General features: G+C 65.8%; 13 protein-coding genes and 1 tRNA gene. 10 read left to right on the forward strand and 4 right to left on the reverse strand.

Translation table 11 applies throughout. The features are described 5' to 3' along the window. Positions 1-48 precede the first annotated feature (48 nt). Positions 49-2,775, reverse strand: a complete 2,727-nt coding sequence (locus tag HT578_RS03615) for a TonB-dependent receptor (RefSeq protein ID WP_239026470.1) — start codon at positions 2,773-2,775, stop codon at positions 49-51. Between the two features lie 228 nt (positions 2,776-3,003). On the opposite strand from HT578_RS03615, the gene infA reads away from it, so the two are divergent. From infA to HT578_RS03660, 9 genes are all read left to right on the forward strand, one after another. Further along, on the forward strand, positions 3,004-3,255 hold the full coding sequence (gene infA, locus HT578_RS03620) for a translation initiation factor IF-1 (RefSeq protein ID WP_039392992.1): 252 nt from the start codon (positions 3,004-3,006) through the stop codon (positions 3,253-3,255). A gap of 18 nt (positions 3,256-3,273) precedes the next feature. Continuing rightward, positions 3,274-3,870, forward strand: coding sequence for a Maf family protein (locus HT578_RS03625; protein WP_213502198.1), 597 nt, complete (start codon positions 3,274-3,276; stop codon positions 3,868-3,870). Positions 3,871-3,877: 7 nt separating this feature from the next. After that, positions 3,878-4,852 (forward strand): ribonuclease, encoded by a 975-nt coding sequence (locus tag HT578_RS03630; protein ID WP_213502199.1) that lies wholly within the window; start codon positions 3,878-3,880, stop codon positions 4,850-4,852. Continuing rightward, positions 4,849-5,040, forward strand: coding sequence for a DNA gyrase inhibitor YacG (yacG, locus tag HT578_RS03635; protein WP_084592214.1), 192 nt, complete (start codon positions 4,849-4,851; stop codon positions 5,038-5,040). The genes HT578_RS03630 and yacG overlap by 4 nt, the downstream gene beginning before the upstream one ends. Before the next feature lie 98 nt (positions 5,041-5,138). Further along, positions 5,139-5,214: transfer RNA gene (locus tag HT578_RS03640), tRNA-Phe, on the forward strand. A gap of 668 nt (positions 5,215-5,882) precedes the next feature. Then, positions 5,883-6,965 carry an efflux RND transporter periplasmic adaptor subunit gene (locus tag HT578_RS03645; RefSeq protein WP_239026471.1) on the forward strand — a complete coding sequence of 361 codons (1,083 nt, stop codon included), beginning with the start codon at positions 5,883-5,885 and terminating at the stop codon, positions 6,963-6,965. 6 nt (positions 6,966-6,971) lie between these two features. Next, the gene (locus tag HT578_RS03650) at positions 6,972-10,184 is read left to right on the forward strand and encodes a multidrug efflux RND transporter permease subunit (protein ID WP_213502201.1); all 3,213 of its coding nucleotides are present in this window, start codon (positions 6,972-6,974) and stop codon (positions 10,182-10,184) included. Continuing rightward, a complete protein-coding gene (locus tag HT578_RS03655; protein WP_213502202.1) occupies positions 10,181-11,623 on the forward strand; it encodes an efflux transporter outer membrane subunit in 1,443 nt (480 codons plus the stop codon). Before HT578_RS03650 ends, HT578_RS03655 begins: the two co-directional genes overlap by 4 nt. 152 nt (positions 11,624-11,775) lie before the next feature. Then, the gene (locus HT578_RS03660) at positions 11,776-12,264 is read left to right on the forward strand and encodes a MarR family winged helix-turn-helix transcriptional regulator (protein WP_338422162.1); all 489 of its coding nucleotides are present in this window, start codon (positions 11,776-11,778) and stop codon (positions 12,262-12,264) included. 101 nt (positions 12,265-12,365) lie between these two features. Here HT578_RS03660 and HT578_RS03665 read toward each other — a convergent pair whose 3' ends face one another. Genes HT578_RS03665 through cysD form a run of 3 tightly spaced genes read right to left on the reverse strand, consistent with a single transcriptional unit; the run spans position 12,366 to position 16,050 of the window. Next, complete coding sequence (locus HT578_RS03665) at positions 12,366-13,097, reverse strand: 3'(2'),5'-bisphosphate nucleotidase CysQ (RefSeq protein WP_039395224.1); 732 nt, start codon at positions 13,095-13,097, stop codon at positions 12,366-12,368. A gap of 5 nt (positions 13,098-13,102) precedes the next feature. Next, complete coding sequence (cysN, locus tag HT578_RS03670; RefSeq protein ID WP_213502203.1) at positions 13,103-15,040, reverse strand: sulfate adenylyltransferase subunit CysN; 1,938 nt, start codon at positions 15,038-15,040, stop codon at positions 13,103-13,105. Next, a complete protein-coding gene (gene cysD, locus HT578_RS03675) occupies positions 15,040-16,050 on the reverse strand; it encodes a sulfate adenylyltransferase subunit CysD (RefSeq protein ID WP_213502204.1) in 1,011 nt (336 codons plus the stop codon). The genes cysN and cysD overlap by 1 nt, the downstream gene beginning before the upstream one ends. A gap of 10 nt (positions 16,051-16,060) precedes the next feature. On the opposite strand from cysD, the gene HT578_RS03680 reads away from it, so the two are divergent. Beyond that, positions 16,061-17,167 (forward strand): helix-turn-helix transcriptional regulator, encoded by a 1,107-nt coding sequence (locus tag HT578_RS03680; RefSeq protein WP_213502205.1) that lies wholly within the window; start codon positions 16,061-16,063, stop codon positions 17,165-17,167. Positions 17,168-17,176: the final 9 nt, after the last annotated feature.

A 17,176-nucleotide genomic window follows, 5' to 3' on the forward strand; every position in this document is an offset into this window, starting at 1 on the left:
TTCTCCAGCCCCGTCCGCGTCCTATCCGCAGTTAAGCGGAGCCTGCCCTCAGAACAGCTTGCGGAAGTCGATACCGATGACGCGCCCTTGCGGATCGCGGTAGCCGCGCTGGTAGGCAATCGGGATCTCGCCTCCGGCATTGGTCACCTTCTGGCGCGAATCAAGGATGTTATCGACCGTGAAAGAGAGGCGCGAACCCTTGAGGAAGGGCATCTTCTGAACCAGGCTTTCCTTGCCCCCCAGGTCCATGAAGATGCGCAGGTCGAGTTCGAACGTACTGCCAAAGCGCAGGTCCGAGCTGCCCGGCGCGCCGGTCCCGTTGACGTGTGCGGGTGCGCTCCATTCGCCCTTCAGGCGCGCGCCGTTGCCATTGAGGAAGAACCCGCCCTCGGCCTCGATCGAATGGCGCGGCGTGCCGCCAGCGGCCAGCGATTCGCCCGACAGCTGGTCGAGCACGGGGCTGTTCGGACCGATCCGCACGTCCTCGGACAGACGCCAGGTGTGGTAGAGCGAGAGGTTCCAACGCCCTCCCGGAGGTCCCCGGCGCGCGGGCGGGGGGGACGCGGGCACAGCCGCCGCTCCGGTGCGCGACGGCGGACCGTCCGAATTGCAGATCCGCTCACGCATCGCGGCGAGGCGTTCCTTGTCGATCGAGCCGTCTTCCTTGCGCAAACGCGCCAGCATCGGTTCGGGCAGCGCGGAAAGGTCGGGCTCCTGCCCTTCTGTACACAGCGCCGCCTTGATCGCCTCGAAGCGGGCCGGATCGAAGTTGCGCCCGCCGCCGGGACCTCCCGGACCGCCCGGCCCGCGGGGGGCATCGGCATTGGGAGAGCGCGCCGAGGGACCTCCCGAAGGAGGCTCGGTGGCGCCCAGGCTACCGCTGATATTGAAGCCCCAGCGCACGTTCGAACTCGACACCTTGTCGAAAGTCACCGGGCGCTGATCAATCGCAATGAGCGACCCGTTCTCGTCGCGTGTCACCCGATCCGGAAAGGCGGCCTCGATGGCGGGCGTCAGCAGTGGGAACGATTGCGAGACGTTATCCGAGCGGTTGCGGAAATACTCCAGGACCAGGTTTGAACGGTCGAGGAACGGCAGCTGCCAGTTGGCCGAGAGCTTGATGTCCCGCCGCTTCTCCTTGAGGAGATCCGGATTGCCCCCGCTTGTCGCGGTCACCAGCGCCGTTGTCGAATTGGTGAAATCATAGACCGAGACGTTGTAGTTCACGATCTGCGGCGCCCCCAGCTGCGAGAGCGTGGGCGCGGCCTCTTCGCCCAGGTACGTCGCCTGGAGCGTCAGCGTCTCGGTCGGTGACCAGGAGAGGCCCGCAGTCCAGTTGGTCAGCGTACCGAAGTCGGAGAGGTGGTTGATCCCGGCGCCCAGGTTCAGCGAGAGATCGCCGATGGCATCGAGGAAGTAGTTGTTCCGGCTCGTCAGCGGCAGTGCCAGGTTGACGCCCGCCGAGACATCGCCGCGCGTCAGGCGCACGGTGTCGAACTCGCTGCGGGTGTCATCGCTCAGCGTGCGCGAATAATTGTACCCGGCCTTGAGCGTCAGGCTCGCATCCCCCGCCGGGAGGCTGACCGGACGGCCCGACAAGGTGGCCAGCGAGGTCAGCGCCAGCGTGCGGTTGCGCGCGAAGTCGACGCCCGGACCGGGAAGCTGGGGCAAGGCACCCGCGATGTCGAGCTCACCGGCAAGCGCATCGGCCTCGATCCCGCTCGTGTCGCGGCGGCGGTCCACCTGGGTCGCGGTGTCGGTGTAGGCGCCGTCGCCGGTGATGCTGAGCTGCCAGCCGTCAATCTGCCGGTTGTAGCCCAGACCGCCTTCGAACAGATCGGTCGAGACCCGCTGCGCAAGCGGATCGTCATAGGTGCGGATCTCGGAATTGCCCGCGCCGTCGCTCAGCGTGAACGTGTCGAGGCCCGAGAGCGAATTGGTGACCGTGCGCGTATAGGCAAGGTTCCCGGTGATCTGGCCGTTCATGCCCCCTTCGCCGAGGCCCTGCGTGACGGTGCCGTTGATCTCCAGTTCGGATTCGTCGCCCGCAAGGCTGCGGAAGCGGCGGGGATCGGGATCGCCCGCCACGGTCGGCATCTCGCCCGGCTCGCGCGCGATGCCCCGCTCGTCCTCGGTCAGCATCGAGGTTTCGGTGAGCTTGGCCGACAGGTTATAGCGGCGCGGGCCCGACACGCTGAAGATGCCGGTTTCCAGCTCATAATTGTCATAGCCGCCGCGCGTCGGGCGGTTGTATTCGCCCGCGCCGGTTCCCGCCGCGAAATTGTCCTTGAGGATCAGGTTGACCACCCGCTGGTCCGCCGAATAGCCGAATTGCAGCGCCACTTCCTCGGGCAGTACCTGCATCTGCCGGATGGCTTCGGGCGGAATGTTGCGCATCTCGCGCCAGCTGGTGATGCGCAGGCCATTGACCAGCATCACCGGACGCCCGCCGCCGCGCCCACGCCCGCTTCCCGTCTGGGGCGAGATCGCGTCGAGCAGCTCGGCGATGGAGGACGCGCCATAAGCCGCGATGTCGCTTTCCTCGAAGGTCTGGATCGGCTCGTAAGGCGTATCGACAGCGCCGGGCAGCACGCTGCGGCCCGTCACGATGATCTCGTTGCCGATAACGGCATCGGAACCGAGCGCCCCGCCGAGTTCTTCCTCGTCGTCCGTATTCGTGGCCGCGCTGCCCGGAGGGACCGACATGTCCTGGGCGGCGGCAAGTGCCGGCATCGAAACACTGGTGGCCAGGGCCAGAAGGTAGGTCAGTCGCAAACACTGTCTCCGTAAAGAAATTCGGCCTCTCCCTGTGACGTCCTGCTGCCGTTTCGGATGTGTTTCGACAAGCCTTCGCGCGGTATCACTTTGTCGCAAATTGTGGGTCCTGCGACAGGCCAATAAGTCCCGATTGGCCTTCTTGTTGCGTGAAGGCTTCCATTTTGGCCGGTTGATGGCTATGTCGCGCCGCAAACACCCTACAAAACGATTGGATATTGATCGCCAATGGCGAAAGAAGAACTTCTCGAAATGCGCGGCCGCATCGTTGAGCTGCTGCCCAACGCCATGTTCCGCGTCGAACTGGAAAACGGCCATGAGATCCTCGGCCACACGGCAGGCAAGATGCGCAAGAACCGCATCCGCGTGCTGGTGGGCGACGAGGTGCTGGTCGAACTGACCCCCTACGACCTGACCAAGGGCCGTATCACCTACCGCTTCATGCCCGGACGCGGCGGCCCCGGCGGCTACTCGTCCTGATCACCCAGTTGATCTGCCATGACCGAGACTGCTGACGCGGCGCCCGCGCCGCGCCTGGTCCTGGCCTCTGCCAGCCCGCGCCGTCGCGAATTGCTCGCGCGGCTCGGGGTGACACCCGCAGAGATCTGCGCCGCCGACATCGATGAGACGCCCGCAAAGGCCGAACTTCCGCGTGTATATGCCCGCCGCATGGCGCGTGAAAAGGCGCTGGCGATCCCGGACAGCGACGCGCACATCCTCGCGGGCGACACCGTGGTCTCCTGCGGACGGCGCATCCTGCCCAAGGCTGAGGACGAGGCGACCGCACGCGCTTGCCTCAAGCTGCTCTCGGGCCGACGCCACCGCGTTCTCAGCGCGATTGCCCTGCGCCATCCCGATGGCACGCTGCACGAGCGCCTGAGCGAGACCGTGGTCCGCTTCAAACCCCTGACCGCCGAGGAAATCGACGGTTACATCGCCAGCGGCGATTGGGACGGCAAGGCCGGTGGCTACGCCATCCAGGGCCGTGCCGAGGGCCTGATCGCCTGGATCCAGGGCAGCCATTCGGCTGTCGTCGGCCTGCCCCTGTTCGAAGCCCGCGCCCTGCTGAAGGCCGCCGGCTTCCCCCTCACCTGACATTTCGATGCCGCGCTGGCTGATCGAGGACGGCATCGGCGAAACACGCGCCGTCCTTGTCGAGGATGGCGAGGTCCTGGCCGCGCGCCTGTTCCTCCCCGGCGAGACGCGCGCGGGCGCCATCCTCGAGGCCAGGCTCGTCGCGCGCCAATCCGGTTCCCGGCGCGGCACCGTGCGCCTGCCCTCGGGCGAAGAAGCTCTGATCGACGGGCTTGAGAAAAGCGCCAGCGAGGGTGCCCCCTTACGTGTTGTCGTGACACGCAGCGCCATCCGTGAAGGCAGCCGCGTCAAGCGCATGCAGGTGCGCCCGACCGACAAGGCGCCCTGCCCGCCGCCCACGCCGCGCGAGGAACTGGAACGCGATGGCTTTGCCCTCGAGCAGGTGCGCCGCTTCCCGGACGATCCCTGGCCCGAGCTCGTGCTTCAGGCGCTCGACGGACAGATCCCCTTTCCCGGCGGCATGCTCCTTGTCAGCCCGACTCCGGCGATGACGCTGATCGACATCGACGGCGCCCTTCCCCCAGCCACGCTGGCCATGGCCGCCGTCCCGACAATCGCCGCGTGCATCGGGCAACTCGATCTCAACGGGGCGATCGGCATCGACTTCCCCTCCCTCGAGCGCAAGGACGAGCGCCGCGCCGTCGATACGGCCCTGGCCGAAGCGCTGGACCACTGGCCCCACCAGTCCACGGCCATGAACGGGTTTGGCTTCGTCCAACTTGTCGCCCGCTGCGAGGGCCCCTCCCTGCTGCACCGCGTGCACAACGATCCTGCCGGCGCCGGGGCACGTCTGCTGCTGCGCCGGGCCGAAGCGGTCAGCGAGCCGGGCATCCTCCTTCTTGGTGCCTCGCGCACGGTGCGCGCCGCGATACGCCCCGAATGGGAAGAGGAACTTGCCCGCCGCACCGGCCGCACACTGCGCTGGAGCGTGGACGATGGCCTTGCCCTTGGCGGTGGTTTCGCGCAGGCCGTCGCATCATGACGACTCCCAAACGCACCTGCCCCATCTGCCGCAAGGCCCGGTCCGAGGAACATTCTCCCTTTTGTTCAAAGCGCTGCCGGGACCGCGACCTGCTGCAATGGCTCGATGGCGGCTATGCCCTGCCGGGCCCTCCCGATCTTTCTTCAAGCGATTTGGCCCCGTTTTCCGGGGATCAGGACGAAGATTGAAAAAACTTGCCAATTTAGGGCTTGCAACGAATCAATCCCTTCTTCATAGGCCCGCAACCAGCTGATCGGCGGTAAACGAAAACCCCGATCATGAAGATGCCCGAGTAGCTCAGTTGGTAGAGCATGCGACTGAAAATCGCAGTGTCGGTGGTTCGAATCCGCCCTCGGGCACCACTTCCCATGAAGCTGGTGCAACGCTAAAAACCTGACAAGTGCAGGTAAGTCGGCTCCTCAACCAAAATTTCAGGCTCAGCTTTTCAGCAACCTTGATGTCGACCGACACTCCTGCAAGCTGGAACAACGCGCCCATGTGAAGCGCTTTTCACTTGGCTTGCAGCCTCGCCCCTTCGAGACTGCAATCCGTCGCGCCCCCCTTCCCGGGAGCACGCGGCGCGCGTGCCCGTGCCCGAGGCGGCTCCTCCTCCTCCAGACCTCCGCTGTTTCGGCACGGGCACGCAAGAACACAGGCCCCAGGCTCGGCCAGCCCCGCCCGAAAGCTCCCGAATGCGGGGCATTTCCGCACCGCACGGCTTCTCCGACACACGGTAACTGCCGCAAGTTCTCACCGCGCCAGAGCGGGCATTTCGCCGCAAACGGCTGATACGCGGGAATATTCTGTTCGGACGCCGAATTCAGTCGTCACAAATTGTCGCACAGCGTCCACAAGTGCTTGCACTGCGCTACAATTCTTTCGATACGGCGCATTCCCCGCGACTGAGGTTACCGGCTTGTACTACTCCCCATTTTCGCATGCCTTCCACCATTGCAAACCGGCACTTGCGGCCCTCATGCTCGCAAGTGTCGCGGTTTCCGGCTGTTCGCAGCAAGAGGCAGGGCCCGGAATGGGCGGGCGCGAAGTCGAAGTGGGGGTCATCGAGGCCAAGCCGAGCACGGTACCGATGCCGGTATCGCTGAACGCACGCACGGTCGCCTACGAGACCTCCGAAGTGCGCCCGCAGGTAACCGGCGTCATCAAGAAGATCTACTTCACGCAAGGCTCCACCGTCCGGGCCGGGCAACCTCTCTACCAGATCGACCCCAGCCTCTACCGCGCGGCCGTCCATGAAGCGGAAGCCAACCTCGCCAGCGCGAAGGCCACCGCCGAATCCGCCAAGGCCCGCGCCGCGCGCCTCAAGCCGCTTGCCGAGATGGAAGCTGTCGCCCGGCAGGACTACACCGACGCCAAGGCCGATGCAGGCGTGGCACAGGCCGCCATCGCGCAGGCCAGCGCCGCGCTGGAGACCGCGCGCGTCAACTTGCGCTTCTCCACCGTCCCTGCCCCGATCTCGGGCACCATCGGACGCAACCTCGTCACCGTCGGCGCACTCGTCAGCGACAGCCAGGCCGATCCCATGGCGGTGATCCAGCGCACCGACCCGATGTACGTCGACATGCAGCAGTCGGCCTCCGAGCTTATCGCGCTACGCCGTCAGCTGAGCCAGGGCGGCGCGGAGCCCGGCAGCACCGAAGTGCGCCTCCAGCTCGACGACGGCACCGACTACGGGTTGCCCGGCCGGGTCCAGTTCTCCGAAGTGACCGTCAACCAGGACACCGGCACGGTCACCTTGCGCGCGCAGTTCCCCAATCCCGAAGGACTGCTGCTGCCCGGCATGTTCGCAACCGCCATCTTCGACCAGGCCCGCAACCCGGGTGCCTTCCTCGTTCCCCAGGGCGCCGTCCAGCGCGACTTCGACGGGACTGGATACGTCATGCTGGCGGGGCCGGACGGCAAGGCGGTGCGCCGCAACCTCGATGCCGGGCGCACCTACAAGGAGTTCTTCGTCGTCACCAAGGGCCTGAAGAAGGGCGACAGGATCATCGTGCAGGGCCTCAACGGCCTCAGGCAGGGCATGCCGGTCAAGGCCGTGGCCGCTTCGCAGCCGCAGCCGGTCGAACGCCCCAAGCCTGCCGGGCAGGGGCGCTAAGCCCCCATGTCACGGATCTTCATCGACCGCCCCATCTTCGCATGGGTGCTTGCCATCGTGGTCATGCTCGCCGGGCTCGGCGCGCTCATGTTCCTGCCCAACGAACAGTACCCTGACATCGCGCCGACCCAGGTCAACATCAGCGCGACCTACACCGGCGCCTCGGCCGAAACGATCGAGAACAGCGTCACCCAGGTCATCGAGCAGAACCTGACCGGCATCGACGGACTTCTCTATTTCAGCTCGCAGTCGAGCAACCGAGGCCGCGCCTCGATCAGCGCGATCTTCGCCAAGGGCACCGATCCCGACATCGCGCAGGTCCAGGTCCAGAACAAGGTCCAGTCCGCGCTCTCGCGCCTGCCCCAGGCCGTACAGGCGCAGGGCGTGCGCGTTACCAAGTCGAACCCGGACCAGCTGATGGTCGTCTCGGTCTACGATTCGACCGGCAACCGCTCCAACCAGGACGTCTCCGACTACCTCACCTCCAACATCCAGGACCCGCTCTCACGCGTCGAGGGTGTGGGCGAGGTCAACGTCTTTGGCGCGCCCCACGCGATGCGCATCTGGCTCGATCCGCGCAAGCTTTCGGCCGTCTCGCTGATCCCGGCCGACGTCGTCTCGGCGATTCAGGCCCAGAACACCGAAGTGGCCGCAGGCAGCGTGGGCGATCTGCCCGCACCGGACGATCAGGCCCTCACCGCCACGGTCACCGCCGGCTCGCGCCTGCAGACCGCCGAACAGTTCCGGGCCATCGTGGTGAAGAGCAACCCCGACGGTTCGACCGTCACGGTGGGGGATCTTGGCCGTGTCGAGATGGGCGCGGAAAGCTACTCGGTCGTCACCAACTACAACGGTTTCCCGGGCGCAGGCCTGTCCGTCTCACTCTCGCCGGGCGCCGACGCCCTTGCCACCGCGCAACGGGTCAAGGCCAAGGTCGAGGAACTCGCGCAGAACATGCCCGAGGGCATCGAGTTCGAATACGGCCGCGACAGCACCAAGTTCATCCAGCTTTCGGTCGACGAGGTCGAAAAGGCCCTGTTCGAGGCGATCATCCTCGTCGTGATCGTCATGTTCGTGTTCCTGCAGAGCTGGCGCGCGACGCTGATCCCGGCGATTGCCGTTCCGGTCGTGCTGCTGGGCACCTTTGCCATCTTCTACCTCATGGGCTTCTCGCTCAACACATTGACGCTGTTCGGCCTTGTCCTGGCCATCGGCCTCCTCGTCGATGACGCCATCGTCGTGGTCGAGAACGTCGAGCGTCTGCTCGAGGAAAATCCGGGCATGAGCGCGCGCGATGCGACCTTGGAATCCATGAAGGAAATCCAGGTCGCACTGATCGCGATTGGCCTCGTGCTTTCGGCCGTGTTCTTGCCGATGGCCTTCTTCGGGGGCTCCACCGGCGTCATCTACCGCCAGTTCTCGCTCACCATCGTAGCGGCCATGGTCCTCTCGGTGCTTGTTGCCCTCGTGCTCAGCCCGGCGCTGTGCGCGCAGCTTCTCAAGGGCAAGAACCGGGCCCCTGACCGCAAGAAGACCTGGACCGAACGTCATCTGCCCTGGCTCGCGCGCGCCTGGGAGAAGTTCCACACCTGGTTCAACCGCTCGTTTGACAGGATGAGCGATGCCTACGCGCGTCAGGTCGAGACCGTGGTCGCCCACAAGTGGCGCTGGCTCACACTTTTCGCCCTCATCTGTGCAGGCACCTTCTTCCTGTTCCAGCGCCTGCCTACCGGCTTCCTCCCGAACGAGGACCAGGGCGACATCATGGTCCAGTGGCGCCTGCCCTCGGGCACGCCGCTCTCGGAAACCCAGGACATCCAGCATATCGTCGAGCAGTACTTCCTCAAGGAAGAAGCCGAAAACATCACCGGCCTGTTCGCCATCTCGGGCGGCGGTCCGGGCGGATCGGGCCAGAACGCCGGCTCCAGCTTCATCCGCCTGCGCGACTGGTCCGAGCGCACGCGCCCCGACCAGGCCGCGACCGCGATTGTCGCGCGCGCCAACCAGGCCTTTGCCAAGTTGCGCAATGCCCAGGTCTTCGTCCTCGTGCCGGGTGCGATCCGCGGCCTCGGTCAGTCCTCGGGCTTCACCATGGAGCTGCAGAACCAGTCGGGCCTGACTCGCGAGAAGTTCCAGGAAGTCCGCGACCAGCTGCTCGCTGCCGCCCAGGCCGACGAGCGTCTCTCCAGCGTGCGCCTCTCCGACCTTCCCGAGGTGTCCACGCTCAAGGTCGACAACAACATTGCCGCGCTCACGGCCTATGGCCTGACGCCCGCCAACGTGAACTCGACGCTGCAGACCGCCTGGGGTGGTACTTACGTCAACGACTTCATCGACAAGGGTCGCGTGAAGCGCGTCTACGTGCAGGGCGAGGCGGATTCGCGCTCGCGCCCGGAAGACCTCTACAAGTGGTTCGTGCGTGGCTCGGACAACCAGATGGTGCCCTTCTCCGCCTTTGCGAAAACCAGCTGGTCGACCGCGCCCAGTTCCACCTCACGCTTCAACGGCCTGATGGCCTACGAATTCTCGGGCACGCCCGCCGACGGGGTCAGCTCGGGTACGGCGATGGACGTGATGGAGGAGCTCTCGCACCAGTTCCAGGGCATTTCGGTCGCCTGGGCGGGCTCCTCCTATCAGGAGCGCCTCTCCTCGGGGCAAGCGCCGCTGCTCTATGCGCTCTCGCTGCTGGTCGTGTTCCTGTGCCTTGCCGCGCTCTATGAAAGCTGGTCGATCCCGATTGCGGTGATCCTGATCATTCCGCTGGGCCTTCTGGGCGCGATCCTTGCGGTTACGCTGCGCGGGCTCGAGAACGACGTCTACCTGCAGATCGGCCTGCTCACCACGATGGGCCTCGCCGCGAAGAACGCCATCCTGATGATCGAATTTGCCGAACACGCCGAGCGTCAGGGCATGCGCGTGATCGAGGCCGCGGTCGAGGCCGCGCGCATCCGCCTGCGCCCGATCCTGATGACGAGCTTCGCCTTCATCTTCGGCGTGATTCCACTCGCGACCGCCTCGGGTGCGGGCGCCAACAGCCGCATCGCCATCGGCACCTCGGTCGTAGGCGGCATGTTGACCGCGACGATTCTTGCGATCTTCTTCATCCCGCTATTCTTCGTGATCGTGCGCCGCAGCGTACGCGACGGCCTCGCCGCCGCCCGCGCCCGCCTCGAAACGCGTCGCGAGAAAAAGGCCTCCAACGCAGGAGACGCGGCATGAGGCCATCGACGCGCATCGTCCGCACGCATCTGAGGCGCACGAGCGCCCTTCTTAGCGCCGCCCTGCTGGGCGCCTGTTCGATGGCCCCCAAGTACGTCCAGCCCGACAGCCCGGTGCCTCAGACATGGCCCGACGGCGAAGCCTACCGTGACACGGTGAGCGCCGAGCCCCGCCCGCTCACCTATGCCGAGGTCTTCGAGGACCCCGCGCTGCAGGAGTTGATCGCACAGGCGCTCGAGAACAACCGCAACCTCAGGGTCGCGGCGGCCAATATCGCAGCGGCCCGAGCCCAAGTGAAGGTAACGCGGGCCAACCAGTTCCCGGCGCTTGCCACCACCGCATCCGCCACCCACCAGGAGACCGGCGGCGGCTTCGGCCTCAACGGCTGGTCCTACGCCCTTCGCGGCGGCGTCTCGAATTTCGAACTCGACCTGTTCGGCCGGCTCAAGAACGCCACCGCCGCGCAGGTCAACACCGCGCTTTCGACCGAAGCGGCCGCGCGCACCGTACAGCTGGGCCTCGTTGCCGACATCGCGCAAGGCTGGGCCACCTACGCCGCGGACCGCGAACTGCTGCGCATTGCCGAGGACACGGCACGGATCGCTGGGGAAAGCGTACGCCTGACCCAGGCACGGCTTGAAGGCGGGATCGCGGCCCGCAGCGAACTGCGCCAGGCGCAGCAGGTGCTCGAAACCGCGCGCAGCGACCTCGCTGCCCAGAAGACCGCGCTCGCCCAGGACGTCAACGCACTTCGCCTGCTCGTCGGCGCGGACTTTGACGAAAGCACGCTTCCGAGCAGCATCACCCGCGTCAACGCCGCGCTTGCCGAAGTCCCGGCCAGCGCAGATACCACCATCCTGCTCAGCCGCCCCGACGTGCTGGAGGCCGAATATTCGTTGCGTGCGGCCAACGCCAACATCGGTGTGGCACGCGCGCAGCTCTTCCCCACCATCTCGCTCTCGGCTCTGACCGGCTTTGCCGCGCAGTCGCTCTCCGGTCTCTTCGACGAGGCGTCGCGCTCCACCAGCTATGGCGGCAACGGCGAATGGTCGATCTTCAACGCGGGCGGCCGCAGCGCCAATGTCGGCGTTGCCAAGGCCCAGCGCGACGCCGCGCTGGCGACCTACGAAGGTGCGATCCAGACCGCCTTTCGCGAGACCGCCGACGCGCTCGCCGACCAGGGGACCATCGCCGAGCGGCTGGATGCGGCCACCAACTTCACCGAAGTCTCCGCCGACAACGCGCGCCTCGTCGAGGCGACCTACCGGCAGGGCATGGCCAGTTCGCTGGAGAACCTCGATGCCCAGCGCAGCCTCTATGCCGCGCGGCAGGCCGAAGTGGGCATGCGACTTGCCCGCGCGGTCAACCGCATCACGCTCTACCGCGTACTCGGCGGCGAGTGGGTGAGCCAGCCTCGCCCCGACGAGGCCGCAAACTAGGCACCCGCCCATGCAATCGGCGCAGCGCGCGTCCACTTGACCCCGCGTGCGCGACACGCGATGGGCGGCGATGCACCATGCGTGCCGCCTTTCACCACGGGGCACGTCCCCTGTGACCTGCGCGGGCGATGCGCGACTACGAGGAACGAGACGTGAGCACGAATGCGCCGGATGCCAGCACCGGCAAGACCATGAAATCGCTGTTTACAGAGACAGATTCGCTGCAGCGGCAGGTCGGCATCCGCCTTTCCGTCCTCGCCCGGTTGCTGCGCAATTCCTTCGACCGGAAGGCCGCTTCACTCCAGGCCACCCGCTCGCAATGGACGATGATCGCGATTGTCGCACGCTACCCCGGCTCGACCCAACGCTGCATCTCCGAATATCTCGACATGTCCGAAGCCTCCGCCGGACGGCTGATCGACAAGCTGTGCCAGGAAGGCCTGCTGGAGCGCCGCGCCAAGGAGGACGATCGGCGCGCGCGTGTCGTCTACGTGACCGAGGCAGCCGCCCCGGTACTCGCCGCTCTGGGCGAGGCCGCGACCGAGAACGAGGCCCAGCTCTTCAAGGGTTTCAGCGACGGCGAACTGGAACAGATGTGCGCATTCATGGACCGCATCCACGCCAACGCCAGCGAGAGCTGATCCCGGCAGGACAGAGCCGCAGAGCCGCGCCCCATCCGAATCGTGAAAGGCCCGCCCCGGCATCCCGGGACGGGCCTTTCACGTTTTCGTGGACATGGGTGTCAGAGGAAGGCCTTGACCTTCTCCAGCACCATCTCGGCATGCTCCTTCCGGCAGATCAGCAGGTCGGGCATGTAGACGTCTTCCTGGTTGTAGACGAGCGGGCTGCCATCGATGCGCGAGGCATGAAGGCCCCAGCCCAGTGCGACCGCTGCGGGCGCGCAGCTATCCCACTCGTACTGGCCGCCCGAGTGCAGGTAGATGTCTGCTTCGCCGCGCAGGATCGCCATGGCCTTGGCGCCCGCCGAGCCCATCGGGACGAGCTCGCCGCCGATGGCCTCGCACACGCCGGTCGCTTCCTTGGCTGGACGCGTGCGGCTGACCACCATGCGCAGCTTCTCGGGCGCAGCCGGGATTTCACCCGGCTGATCCGAACGCAGCACCATGTCGGCCCCTGGCAGCGCGACCGCGCCCAGGGTCGGCACGCCGTTCACCGCCATGCCGACATGGACCGCCCAGTCGGCGCGCGCTTCGCCATATTCGCGTGTCCCGTCGACCGGGTCGACGATCCACACGCGCTCCTTGGCGAGACGCTCGGCATTGTCCTTCTCTTCTTCGGAGAGAAGGCCGTCCTCGGCGCGCTGCTCGCGCAGCGCGTGAACGAGGAACTGGTTGGCCGTCTGGTCGCCGGCCTTGCCGAGGGACTTGCCCTCGAACATGCCGGATTCGCGCACCTCGATGAGGATCTTGCCCGCAACGTTGGCGAGATGCGCCGCAAGGTCGCCGTCGGTCATCGTCATCAGACGTCTCCCAGCAGCGTGTCGACGATCAGGTCCGCCGCCTCTTCAGGCGAAAGCTTGGTCGTGTCGATGCGGATTTCAGGATTGCGCGGAGCTTCATAGGGGCTGTCGATGCCCGTGAAGTTCTTGAGCTCACCGGCACGCGCCTTCTTGTAGAGGCCCTTCACGTCGCGCGCTTCGGCAACCTTGAGCGGCGTGTCGATGAAGACCTCGAGGAACTCGCCCTCGGGCAGCATCGCGCGCACCAGCTCACGGTCGGCCTGGAACGGCGAGATGAACGCGGTGATCACGATCAGGCCGGCATCGGTCATCAGCTTGGAGACCTCGCCCACGCGGCGGATGTTCTCGATGCGGTCGCTCTCGGTGAAGCCCAGGTCCTTGTTGAGACCGTGGCGCACGTTGTCGCCATCGAGCAGGAAGGTGTGCCGGTTCATCCGGTGCAGCTTCTTCTCGACCATGTTGGCAATCGTCGACTTGCCCGAACCCGAGAGCCCCGTGAACCACAGCACGGCCGGCTTCTGGTTCTTGAGCGCGGCGTGCTGCGTGCGGCTGATGTCGACCGCCTGCCAGTGGACGTTCTGCGAACGGCGCAAGCTGAAGTTGATCATGCCCGCCGCGACCGTCGCGTTGGTCATCTTGTCGATCAGGATGAAGCCGCCAAGCTGGCGGTTCTCGGTGTAGGGCTCGAAGACGATCTGCTTGTCGGTCGTCATCTCGGCCACGCCGATGGAGTTAAGCTCAAGCGTCTTGGCCGCCAGCTCTTCCATCGTGTTGACGTTGATCTCGTACTTGGGTTCGGCAACCGAGGCCGACACCATCTGCGTGCCGATCTTCATCCAGTAGGCACGGCCCGGCACCATCGCCTCGTCCGCCATCCACACGAAGGTCGATTCGAACTGGTCGGCGGTCTGCGGCGGCGCATCGGCGACCGAGATCACCGAACCGCGCGAGCAGTCGATCTCGTCCTCGAAGCAGATCGTCACCGACTGACCGGCCCCGGCCTCTTCCAGTTCGCCATCGAAGGTGACGATCTTGGAGACGGTGCTGGTCTTGCCCGAAGGCAGGACGCGGATCTTGTCCTTGGGCTTGACCACGCCGGTCGCAATCTGACCCGAGAAGCCGCGGAAGTCGAGGTTGGGACGGTTCACCCACTGCACCGGCATGCGGAACGGCTTGTCCGCATCGTCCGAGGTCAGGACTTCGACGGTCTCCAAGTGCTCGATAAGCGGAACACCGGCGTATTCCGGGGCCTTGTACCAGGGCGTGTTCTCGGAAAGCGTGGTGATGTTGTCACCCTTGTAGCCCGAGATCGGCATCGCCGTGAAGTTCTCGATGCCGATCGATTCGGCGAACTCGCGGTAGTCGGCGAGGATCTTGTCGAAGACCTCCTGGCTGTAGTCGACGAGGTCCATCTTGTTGACGGCCAGGACGATGTTCTTCACGCCCAGAAGCTTGCAGAGGTAGCTATGACGGCGCGTCTGGACGAGCACGCCCTTGCGCGCGTCAATCAGGATGACGGCGAGGTCCGAGGTCGAGGCGCCGGTCACCATGTTGCGCGTGTACTGCTCGTGGCCCGGGCAGTCGGCGACGATGAACTTGCGCTTCTCGGTGTTGAAGAAGCGGTAGGCGACGTCGATGGTGATGCCCTGCTCACGTTCGGCGGCGAGGCCGTCGACGAGGAGCGCGAAGTCGATCTCCTGCCCCTGCGTGCCGACCTTCTTGGAGTCGTTGGCGAGCGCGTCGAGCTGGTCCTCGAAGATCATCTTCGAATCGTAGAGCAGGCGCCCGATCAGGGTCGACTTGCCGTCGTCCACGCTGCCGCAGGTAATGAAGCGCAGCATGGTCTTGTGTTCGTGCTGGTCGAGATAGCTGTCGATGTCCTCGGCGATCAGCTTGTCGACGACGTATGCGGACTCTTTGGTCTCGATATCGGCCATCAGAAGTACCCCTGCTGCTTCTTGACTTCCATACCGGCACCGCCGGCATCCTTGTCGATCACGCGGCCCTGCCGCTCACTGGTGGTGGTCAGGAGCGTCTCCTGGATGACCTCGGTCAGCGTCGAGGCTTCGCTCTCGACCGCGCCGGTCAGCGGGAAGCAGCCGAGCGTGCGGAAGCGGATCGACTTCTCGGTGATCTCGGGCATGTAGCCCAGGACCTTTTCCAGGCGCTCGGGATCATCGGCCATGAACAGGCCACCTTCCCACTCGAAGGTCGGGCGCTTCTCAGCGAAGTAGAGCGGCACGATGGGGATGTTCTCGAGGCGGATGTACTGCCACACGTCGAGCTCGGTCCAGTTCGAGATCGGGAAGACACGGATCGATTCGCCGCGCGCCTTCTTCGCGTTGTAGAGGTTCCACAGCTCGGGGCGCTGGTTCTTCGGGTCCCAGCCGTGCGAGGACGTGCGGAACGAGAAGATGCGCTCCTTGGCGCGGCTCTTTTCCTCGTCGCGGCGGGCCCCGCCGAAAGCGGCATCGAAACCGTACTTGTCGAGCGCCTGCTTCAGCCCTTCGGTCTTCCACATGTCGGTGTGAAGCGAGCCATGGTCGAAGGGGTTGATGCCCTTTTCCTTGGCTTCGGGGTTGTTGTAGACGAGCAGTTCCATGCCCGACATCTCGGCCATCTTGTCGCGCAGGTCGTACATGGCCTTGAACTTCCAGGTCGTGTCGACGTGGAGTAGCGGGAACGGCGGCGGCGAGGGATAGAAGGCCTTGCGCGCAAGGTGGAGCATCACCGCGCTGTCCTTGCCCACCGAATAGAGCATGACCGGCTTGTCGGCCTCGGCGGCGACCTCGCGGATGATCTGGATGCTTTCCGCTTCCAGCCTTTCAAGATGCGTCAGTTTCTTCATCGAACTCCCTCTTCGAGCCGTGCGCGTCCCCCGGGCGACAGCGCCTGGGGACGGGAATAGCCTGAACCTACAGGGATGACAGCGGCGCGAACCTCCCATATGGGAGGGTATGGCCCTGACAAGCTCCGACGAGACAGATCTGCTGCTCCCGCTGCTGGGGGCCATGCGCGAAACGCCGCGCTTTTCCACGTTCCTGGAGCGCCTGCGGCGGCGCACCGGCGCGCGCTATATTGCCCTTCTCACGCGCCAGGGCGACCTCGGCAAAGCTCCGATCACCGAGTTTCACGCGGGAGATCCTCTTCCGACCGGAAGCCCAGTCACAGGCAGTTCGGCGCTGTTCGACCTCGACCGCGCCCACTACGACAGCCTGCGTCCCGGCCGCGTCTACGCCCTGGGCGAACTGGTCGATCACGACCCGGTGCTCAGGGCTCAGCGCTGGCGCGAACTGCGCGACCTTGGCCTGGCCGACGAGCGGATCGTGCGTATCCTCGCCGATCCCGGTCTCGATGCCTGGCTGGTGCTTGCCCGCACGAGCCCCTGCAGCGCGAGCGACAGCGCCCTGCTGTCAAATCTTGCGCCCTACGTTGCCGAAGCGCTGCGCTCGGGACGGGATCTCGACGCCGCGCGTGACAGTGCCCGGATCAACGCGGCCGGCATGGCGCGCTCGGGAAATGGCTGGATGACCTTCGATGCCGACGGCCGCCTCGTCGACCTCAGTGCGCAAACACAGACATGGTGGAGCGCGGCTTACGGCCAGCCTCCACGCAGAGGGGAGCGCCTCCTTGGCCTAGCGCGTCCAGCCGAACGCGGACTGCTCAGCGCAATCGACGAGCTCGCGCGGGATAAGGCAGCCGCGCCGCGGCCTGTGCTCCTGAGCGATTCCCCGCGGGTCGAAGCCCTCGTGCAACGCATCGCGCTGGACGATGACCCGCCCCCAGCGACCACGGCGCGCTTTCTCGCCGTCTTCGCCCTCCCCCACGCGCCGTCAGACGACGCCCAGGCCCGCCTCACCGCCCTGCACGCCCTGCCCCCGCGCGAGGCCGAACTGGCGCTGAAACTATCGGAAGGGCTCAGCATTGCCGAAGCCGCACAGGCCATGGGCCTGACCGTCGAGACGGCGCGCAACTACTCCAAGCGCATCTACGCCAAGCTGGGCGTGCGCGGAAAAGCCGAACTGGTGCGGCGGATCCTGGAGGGCACAGCGCACATGACCTGATCGGCCTTG

This window comes from Novosphingobium decolorationis (assembly GCF_018417475.1).
Classification (GTDB): Bacteria; Pseudomonadota; Alphaproteobacteria; order Sphingomonadales; family Sphingomonadaceae; genus Novosphingobium; species Novosphingobium decolorationis.

Coding starts and splice junctions, on each gene's coding strand:
- HT578_RS03625 (WP_213502198.1), top strand. CDS start 3,274: ATGACCGAGACTGCTGACGCGGCGCCCGCGCCGCGCCTGGTCCTGGCC.
- yacG (WP_084592214.1), top strand. CDS start 4,849: ATGACGACTCCCAAACGCACCTGCCCCATCTGCCGCAAGGCCCGGTCC.
- HT578_RS03665 (WP_039395224.1), bottom strand. CDS start 13,097: ATGACCGACGGCGACCTTGCGGCGCATCTCGCCAACGTTGCGGGCAAG.
- HT578_RS03630 (WP_213502199.1), top strand. CDS start 3,878: ATGCCGCGCTGGCTGATCGAGGACGGCATCGGCGAAACACGCGCCGTC.
- cysN (WP_213502203.1), bottom strand. CDS start 15,040: ATGGCCGATATCGAGACCAAAGAGTCCGCATACGTCGTCGACAAGCTG.
- HT578_RS03645 (WP_239026471.1), top strand. CDS start 5,883: ATGGGCGGGCGCGAAGTCGAAGTGGGGGTCATCGAGGCCAAGCCGAGC.
- HT578_RS03655 (WP_213502202.1), top strand. CDS start 10,181: ATGAGGCCATCGACGCGCATCGTCCGCACGCATCTGAGGCGCACGAGC.
- HT578_RS03650 (WP_213502201.1), top strand. CDS start 6,972: ATGTCACGGATCTTCATCGACCGCCCCATCTTCGCATGGGTGCTTGCC.
- infA (WP_039392992.1), top strand. CDS start 3,004: ATGGCGAAAGAAGAACTTCTCGAAATGCGCGGCCGCATCGTTGAGCTG.
- HT578_RS03680 (WP_213502205.1), top strand. CDS start 16,061: ATGGCCCTGACAAGCTCCGACGAGACAGATCTGCTGCTCCCGCTGCTG.
- cysD (WP_213502204.1), bottom strand. CDS start 16,050: ATGGGAGGTTCGCGCCGCTGTCATCCCTGTAGGTTCAGGCTATTCCCG.